General features: G+C 35.8%; 6 protein-coding genes and 1 pseudogene. 1 reads left to right on the forward strand and 6 read right to left on the reverse strand.

The features are described 5' to 3' along the window. Window positions 1-378: 378 nt before the first annotated feature. The 6 genes and pseudogenes from A3SG_RS20240 to A3SG_RS23170 all read right to left on the reverse strand — a co-directional run bounded on the left by A3SG_RS20240 (window position 379) and on the right by A3SG_RS23170 (window position 4,710). Window positions 379-1,140: pseudogene (locus A3SG_RS20240) on the reverse strand (ISL3 family transposase). Window positions 1,141-1,343: 203 nt separating this feature from the next. Then, window positions 1,344-2,075: an IS21-like element helper ATPase IstB gene (istB, locus tag A3SG_RS0116820; protein ID WP_016991172.1), complete on the reverse strand. Its 732-nt coding sequence runs from the start codon at window positions 2,073-2,075 to the stop codon at window positions 1,344-1,346. Between the two features lie 375 nt (window positions 2,076-2,450). Continuing rightward, window positions 2,451-2,834, reverse strand: a complete 384-nt coding sequence (locus A3SG_RS21715; protein ID WP_016991174.1) for a Mu transposase domain-containing protein — start codon at window positions 2,832-2,834, stop codon at window positions 2,451-2,453. After that, complete coding sequence (locus A3SG_RS21720; RefSeq protein ID WP_157485527.1) at window positions 2,818-3,048, reverse strand: hypothetical protein; 231 nt, start codon at window positions 3,046-3,048, stop codon at window positions 2,818-2,820. Before A3SG_RS21720 ends, A3SG_RS21715 begins: the two co-directional genes overlap by 17 nt. A 448-nt stretch (window positions 3,049-3,496) precedes the next feature. Continuing rightward, complete coding sequence (locus tag A3SG_RS21730) at window positions 3,497-3,652, reverse strand: hypothetical protein (protein ID WP_157485529.1); 156 nt, start codon at window positions 3,650-3,652, stop codon at window positions 3,497-3,499. A gap of 884 nt (window positions 3,653-4,536) precedes the next feature. Next, window positions 4,537-4,710 (reverse strand): transposase, encoded by a 174-nt coding sequence (locus A3SG_RS23170; RefSeq protein WP_410501004.1) that lies wholly within the window; start codon window positions 4,708-4,710, stop codon window positions 4,537-4,539. A 901-nt stretch (window positions 4,711-5,611) separates the two neighbouring features. Here A3SG_RS23170 and A3SG_RS20250 point away from each other — a divergent pair. Next, window positions 5,612-7,277: hypothetical protein (locus A3SG_RS20250; RefSeq protein WP_035664480.1), on the forward strand; the 1,666-nt coding region annotated here is incomplete at its 3' end.

Below are 7,277 nucleotides of genomic sequence, written 5' to 3' on the forward strand. Positions count from 1 at the left end.
GTTTATTTGGTACAACGCTGTGCGCCCTTCGGGCTCAGCTCTTCGCCTTTCTTTACCCTGAATTTAGTTCAGGAGCTTTAAAAATCCTGTTCTAACGAACGGGGTTTTTTTGTGTTAAGATTATTTTGTAATGTATTAAATTCCGTATAAACCCTATTTAGGTAGTTGAATAGGTTTTTTTGTTTATAATAAAGTCAAGGTTTTTATCAAGGCAAACCCCAGTGCACATTATTCTTTATCGCAATCGAAGGCCCTGTAGTCGTGTTTATATTTTAGAGGTCTTTATAGGATCAATAACAAAACTTAGGGATTAGGCAAATAACTTAGTTAACCTAAACAGGAAGAAATCTACTTTTCTCATTCCTCTAAATTGATTTTCTAATGCTTTAATTTTAGCACTGAAGGATTCTGCAGAAGCATTTGTACTTTGTTATCAAAGTAGTTCAGTCTGGAATCATAATTGATTTTTATGGTGTTCATGATTGTATTGAAACTTTTAATCCCTAAGTTCTCTACATCGTTATACCAATGTGCTAATTTTGTAATGGCTAGTGATTTATCGGTATTGTTGTTATAAATGTTGCGTAATTGTTGGCCCAAAAAATAGACGGTTATGATTCATGGATATTCTTCAAATACTATTGCGGCGCTTTCTTTTTGACTCTCACTCCATTTATTTGGACTTTTATATAATAAGAACCGACTTCTGGTGAGTAATTGTTTAGCAGTATCACCGTTACTAAATTCTTTAGGTACAAATGGGGTTTTATTGACTTGCGCTTCGGTTATTCTTACGTTTTCTTTATCTAAGGCATCCCACTTTAGCCTGATTCGGACTTCTTGAACGGCTTTTAAAGCGAGTTTTTGAACATGAAATCGATCTGTAACTTGTTTGGCTTTTGGAAACGATTTTTCAGCAATTAATTTCATACTGTTAGCTATGTCAAGGGTAATTTCGGTAACTTGATTTCGTTTTTTTAGATCTAATTTCTGCAAATAACTAATAACAATTGCTGATTTTGTTACTGCAATGATCGCTACAATAGAACTCTTCTTTCCTTTTGCGGCTTTATTGGTGACGACCGCGTAAAGTTTTCCCATTGATAGATTTACTTCGTCTATTGATAAACTAGAACCCATGTTTTCAGGAAAAATTAACCAATCTCTCGCTTGTTCACGTTGTTCCCAGGTTGAAAAGTTGCTGAGATGTTGTTTATATTGTCTTTCTAGTTTTTTTCCATTAACACTGACTATTCCGATGAAAGTGGACACCTCATTCTGGAGTAAAGTGTACAGTAGTTTTGATGATGATTTCTTGGATTAAAATTAGACAAAAATTTTTATTACTTTTTCATTTTTTTTCTCATGGGTTCTCCCTTGAGTTCAAAGCGGATTGCTGAATGAATAATCCGATCCAAAATAGCATCTGCGATTGTCTTTTCTTCAATGAGATCATACCAGTTTTTCACCGGTAGCTGAGAGCAAAAAATGGTTGCCCTTTTTTGATTTCTATCCTCTACCAAATCCATTAGGAGCATCTGTTTTTCATTAGTGATGGCTTGTATTCCAAAGTCGTCGATAATCAACAAATCGTGATTCTCTATCTTAGTGAGTTCCCTAATGTAAGAGCCATCTGCTTTAGCCATGATTAATTTTTGGAAGATTTTGCCCAAATTATAGTAAAGCACTTTATACCCTTTGATACAGCTTTGGTGCTCCAAAGCTGTTGCTAAAAAGCTCTTTCCTGTTCCAGTACAACCTGTGATGATTAGATTTTCATTTCTATCAATAAAGGAGCAGTCCGATAAACGGGTAAGAAGGTTTCGCTCGAGATTGCGGTCATCGGTATAGCTTATCTCTTCTAAAGACCCTTGATAATGGAACTTTGCATTTTTGAGTAATCGCTCGTTTCGGCTATTGTTGCGGTGGTTGTCTTCGGATTCGATAAGCCAGGCAATAAACTCGTCGTTGGTAAATGTACTTTGATTTCTGGTTTCGAATGAAGATTCATAAGCGCGTTTCATTCCGTTTAAACGCATTTTCTGCATCTTTTCGATAGTGGCATTTGTGTTCATATTTTGATTTTATTTAAAATGTTAAGCGTAATATATTGACCCTCTGATATTGTCATGATTAGATATGGAGACGTTGAATAAATCCAGTTGTTCTTCTTCTTTATCAAGGCCTCTCTCTAAAATGTTTTTGATAGAATTGTAGCTTACTGCATCATAGCTTAGCGCGCGTTTACAGGCGTTATCCAGGCGTTCTTTTCCTATTTTGGTTGCCATGCTCAATATTCCCAAGCAACTCTTATGACTCTGTTCGGGATACTGTTTTTTATCCAATATTTTCTCGATGTATTCTTTGGTCGAAGTGCCTATCTTTTGCGCCCAAGTGATAAAATATTCTGAACTCTAATCGGCATTGTAGTTGTGACTCACAGGCATATGTTACTTTACCGTCAAATAATGGTAAGCCTTACGGCTGCGCGGGTGAAGAGCAATTCGGGCTTGGTTATGGTAGATTTCCACGATACTTTGGGTAAGAATCATTTTTACTTTCTTTCCGATATAGGCACTGGTTATGCTGTAATAGTTTTTATCAGCAGAATAATAGACATGACAATTCCTCTGTACTGTGGTGATTTTGTAGTCTCGGAGTTCGTATTTTTCCAAAGGCAATGGCTTTAAAACATCCTTCTCTATTTCTAAAAAAAGACCGGTACGACTGTATTGTTTTTTCTGAAAAGGGGTTTGATTGTAAATCAAGAGAAGCTCCTTTATAGCCAAATTCAATTCCGTAATTCCGTAAAACTCTTTATCTCTGAGCCGCATGGATACGGGTGTAAGTGATGTTTACGACACCTTCCACCAAGGATTTGTCCTTAGGTTTCAAGGCTCTGGCAGGCATTATTGAGGTGTCGTAATGCGAAGCAAAGCAGGCAAACTGTTCGTTTACATGGGGTTCGTATTTATTGGATTTGGTTACTGCCGATTTCAGATCATCATGAATAATACAGGCAGGAACGCCTCCAGGTAATGCAGGCAATTTTGAACACTGCTTATAAAATCTGGTATCTGCTGAGAAAAAGAGGCTTCCACGTAAGTGTATTGGCTTGCGCCAAGGGTAGCAACAAAGACTTCTACTGGCTTTATTTCGCCTGTTTCCTTGTCAATGATATGCAGTTTCTTGCCAGCATAATCAATGAAAAGCTTTTCCCCTGCTTTATGGATAGCGGGCGTATAACCTTCCGATTTGCGGTTCCATTTATTGTAATGTTCACAGAATTGGCTATACATGACTCCTTCGGGGTGTTTGGCCTTATAATCTCCCCAGAGAATATGACGAGTAACACCAACACGCTTTAATTCCTTTTCGAGATAAGGAAAAAAGGAATATAAATCTTTGTGAATCTGCTCTCTGTTGACAGGGTTCAACTCATTGGAAACTTCAAAAAGCTCCGATAAATCTTCGCCTTTGAGTTCAAGGAGTTCCTTTAAACAAACCCCAGAAGCGGCAATGACTCCAAGATATTTGATGATAGTTGTCCTTGATTTCCCAAGACTTTTAGATATTTGATTATTCGAAAACCGTTGTCTTTCATTCTGATGATTTCTCTTATCATAACTGATCCTATTGATTTATTGGCCATACTTATGTGATTTGATCACAAAATAGAACTAAAAATCATCAACAAAACTGCTCACTTTAAACCGGAATAGGGTGTTCACTTTACTCTGGAATCACCTGTTCAGTTTAAACCGGAATAGGGTGTTCACTTTGCTCCGGAATCAACTGCTCACTTTAAACCGGAATAGGGTGTTCACTTTACTCCGGAATCAGCTGTTCACTTTGAACCGGAATGGGGTGTTCAGTTTGCTCCGGAATACTCATTAACACCAAAGAAAAAGCTGCAAACTCATGAGTCATGCGGGTTCCTTGCACCACGATATTCCAATCACTTTGGATGATTTCTTGAAATAATTTTTCAGTCCAGCGTCGTTTTCTAATGTGCAGATATACAAATTTCCCTCGAAGTGGAAAATCTTTAATAGTAATCTCATTTAAGAAGCCTTAAGAGATAAGTTGTCTATTATTATATTCTTTAGGTGATATGCTTTTTTCTACAAAAAATAGATGCATTTTCTTTTGCTCGAGTTTGGTATTTACCAAATCAAAGTGGTCTACAATTAATTCAGGAAGTTTAAGTTTGGTGAGTTCTATGTAATTTTCCAAAATGTATTTATTTAACCGCGAAGTTAAGCAATCTTCAATTCCTCCCCAACTTTTAGGATTGATCCATATAATTCATATAGTAGAGCTGCTCTTTTGTTATTGATTTTGAGATCATTGTGATTTTGTTTGTAAAAAAAGTAGTGATTTCTGGTGAGCAATTGGTTAACAGTGTCACCGTTCGATAGCGTTATCGGCTCAAGCTTCTTCCTTGTAGGCTTTGTCTTTTTATCGCATCATTTTCTAAATCGATGGTTATCTATCTGTATTTAATTTTGATTTCCTGCAAAGCTTTTAATGCCATTATAGAATGTGAAATCGATCCGTAACACGTACGGCAGTTGGAAAGCATTTCTTAGCGATGAGTCCCATATTTGCTGCCATGTCTTGAGTTATGCCTGTTACTAAATTTTGTGGTTTAAGCGCTATTTTTTCCAGGGCAGTAATTAGCGAATTTGCTTTAGTATCAGCAATGATGTCTACTGTATATCCTTGTTAACTCTTGCCTGCTCTGTTGGTTATAATGGTGTAAAGTTCTCTATAGGAGTATGAAGTTCTGTCTATTGATAAACGTTTACCATTGTTTTTTAGGATATAGTAGCTATTGTCTAGTGTGTGGCTTTTGATCTCATGTTTAAAAGCGCTCAAAAAGTTTTTATATAGGTTTTGTAATTTTTTACTATTAACTCCATAGAAAAGGCGATGGTATTTCAATAATTGGGTCAAGAATCTATTGAGCTCTTTTAATAAAGACGACTTGTCCGTTGTCTTCAATAAGCTATCGTCGGCGTGTGATATGAAGATCTACTTGTTGTTTACGAATAGGAAAGTCTTGAACTGACATCTCTTGAAAGACGCTTTTAAAACTCAATTTGTGATGACGATGGTCTCTTGTAATTGAATTAATTTCTTTTAAGTATAAATGCTAAATATAGTCTTTTTTCCTATAAGACGCCAATAAAGTATTGATCAAGAACTTTTAATCTTGATCCAATACAATTGGCACTTATTGAAATTGATAACGTTTATAAGATTTTATATTATCGTTAAAATTAACCTTCAAGTTTGGCTCAATAAGTCCTTTGAAGATCATCATGAAAAAGTCGCGGATGGTGTACAAGTGGTTCTATTGTAAAAAACTATTGTTTTACGACCTGAAGCCAATGACATTACATATTTTATTACACTTGAAATTTATGTAGCAAGGTATTGATGGTTTATAATTTATTTGTAAGGTTATAGTTGTTAACTCATTTGTTAATTATAAATTAATTTTTCATTGTGTTAGTCAAAATAAACGTTTACTTTTATTTTTTTAATTTACCTAAGCGGCATTTTAAATTAACTGTTTTTAATTTTAATTTAACATAAATCGTATATGAAACATAAATTACTTATATTTTTCTTGTTTTTTACGTCTTTAGCAACTGTTACTATAGCTCAAAATACAGAGAAAAGTAAATCAATATCTAAAGTCAATTCGGGACTGCCAAATGCGCTTAAGACAAACAAGATAAAAGCTATCATACCTCCCCCATTGGCTACTGCAGGAAGTGCTTGCAAGGAAGAGTCTGCTAATAATGTTACAGTTGTAATGGCCGCGTCGGGAGGAAGCGGAGATATTATAGAATGGTTCGGTGATCAGACTTCCTCTACTATCTTGCATTCAGGGTCTATATATAGCCCAAGTATAGGTAAAACTACTACTTATTATGTATGGAGCCATTCTGGAGCGGATTATAGCATAAGAGTCCCTGTAGTGGCATCAGTGTTTGTAGCTCCACCTACAGTGACATTAACTATTTCTCCTAGTGAAAGTCCTATTTGTGAAGGAACTTCTGCTACTTTTACTGCAAATGGTGGCGCTGATTTGTTTGAATTTTCAGTCAACGGAATTGTTACACAAGCAATGTCTGGAACTAAAACATACACGACAAGTATGTTAAAAAATAGTCAAACAGTCAGTGTTAGAACAAGGTATGGAATAACCTTAGACGGAATAGTAAAAGAAATTGCTTGGGGTAAAGGATTAGCTGAAGATAATGTTCAAGCTGCATTTTTGTCTCCCGGCGCTGCAAATAACTATATTAATGGGATTAAAATCAGTTCAACTGAAAAAGAATTAGTTTTTGGATTACCAGGAAGTTTACAAAATAGTGGCAATATTTTATTGTTTTTAGATACAAAACCTTCGGGATTCAATGTAGCGAACTTTGGGGATGTTGCAAGTATGTCGCCGACAGTGAGAGGCTTTAATTTTTTTAATAATAAGCTAAGTACATTCGATACTTATTTCGAAGCAGATTATTGTATTCTTATTGCAAAAGATGATTTAGGAGCAAGTTATCTTTCAGATGTTGTAGAACTAAAAACGGGTAATTCTATTATTGGTTTCCCAAAACCTTTAATGAGTGTTAAAGAAGGTAACTCGGGTATTGATGATTATGATAATGGATTCGAAGTTTCAGTTTTGAAATCATTAATTGGCTATAATCAAGGAGACATCAAATTTTTTGTATTTACAATGCAAAATGATATTGTCACCAATTCTTTTTTAAGTCCTGAGAGAAGCAGCTCTCTAGATTATGGGAATAGTTCGATTGATTGGAATTCTAAAGACCCTAATCCAGTGGTTATTTCTGCGAATGCTTTAATTCCTTGCTATAAGGAAGCAAGTTTAGTGATTAACGTAGTGGAGCCACCTACCACCGCTACCGTTGGGCCAGATCAGTTTAATTGTACATTAAATAGCAGTTCTCTTGGGGGGAACTCGCCGACGATTGGTACTGGTGTTTGGACATTAAAATCAGGACCAGGCGCGGCGACTTTTAGCGATGTAACTAGTGGGGCTTCTTCCGCTACAGTTGATACAGAAGGCATTTATATATTTACTTGGACCATAACTAATGGTGCCTGTCCACCATCGACAGCGGACATTAATATAGAATTTAAAAAACCTATAGAAACTCCAATCTTAAGTAGTGTAACACAACCAACTTGTAGTGTAGCGACTGGAGGTTTTTCTATTGCTAACTACAATGCTT

The sequence above is a fragment of the Flavobacterium sp. ACAM 123 genome (genome assembly GCF_000264055.1).
Lineage (GTDB): Bacteria > Bacteroidota > Bacteroidia > Flavobacteriales > Flavobacteriaceae > Flavobacterium.